This is a genomic window from Mycobacterium sp. E2327 (assembly GCF_001672675.1).
In the GTDB taxonomy this organism is placed as follows: domain Bacteria; phylum Actinomycetota; class Actinomycetes; order Mycobacteriales; family Mycobacteriaceae; genus Mycobacterium.
Genome location: NZ_LZKE01000202.1, coordinates 1 through 662 on the forward strand (window position 1 = coordinate 1; position 662 = coordinate 662).

Sequence of the window (662 nt, forward strand, 5' to 3'; positions counted from 1 at the left end):
GCCGCCGCCTGGGCGCTCAGCGCCTGGTAGGCCTGACCGTGCGCCCCGAAGAGCGATGCGATCGCCGCCGACACCTCGTCCCCGGCGGCCGCCAGCACGTTGGACGTCGGCCCCGCGGCCGCGGCGTGGGCGGAGCGCAGCGCCGACTCGATGTTGGCCAGATCCGAAGCCGCCGACGACATGAACTCCGGCGCCGCGATGACGAACGACATGCCCAACCTCCCCGTTGCGTTGATCCGATGGCGGTGACGCTAGCGATCTGGGCACAGGCACGAATCAGGGATTTCCCTACAAATTTGGCCGTACCCGACGCCCAAAGTTGGCCCGTTGTTAGGTTTCTGCGCGCGTTCCCGCAGGCTAGGCTGACCGGATGCGAGAGCCGACATGCCGTATTTGACCGCGACGCCGGGGGTAATCGCGTCCGCGGCAACGGATTTGGCAGGCATCGGCTCGAATCTCAGTGCCGCCCACGCCGCGGCGGCCGCCCCGACCCTCGCGGTGCCGCCCGCGGCCGCCGACGAGGTGTCGGTGACCATCGCGAACTTCTTCTCGCGGCACGCCCAGCAGTACCAGGCGCAGGCCACGCAGGCGGCGGCGGCTCAGGAGCAGTTCGTGCGGCAGTTGGCCAACGGCGCGGGATTGTATGCGGCCGCCGAGGCCGC

Annotated in this window: 2 protein-coding genes; one reads left to right on the plus strand and one right to left on the minus strand. The window is 70.1% G+C overall.

Annotated features, from left to right (window positions below):
• A partial coding sequence (locus A5712_RS23165; protein WP_156766728.1) for a PE family protein occupies positions 1-212 on the minus strand: 212 nt, incomplete at its 3' end.
• A 172-nt stretch (positions 213-384) separates the two neighbouring features.
• Here A5712_RS23165 and A5712_RS23170 point away from each other — a divergent pair.
• Positions 385-662 (plus strand): PE family protein (locus A5712_RS23170; protein ID WP_068110368.1); only part of this gene is annotated, 278 nt, incomplete at its 3' end.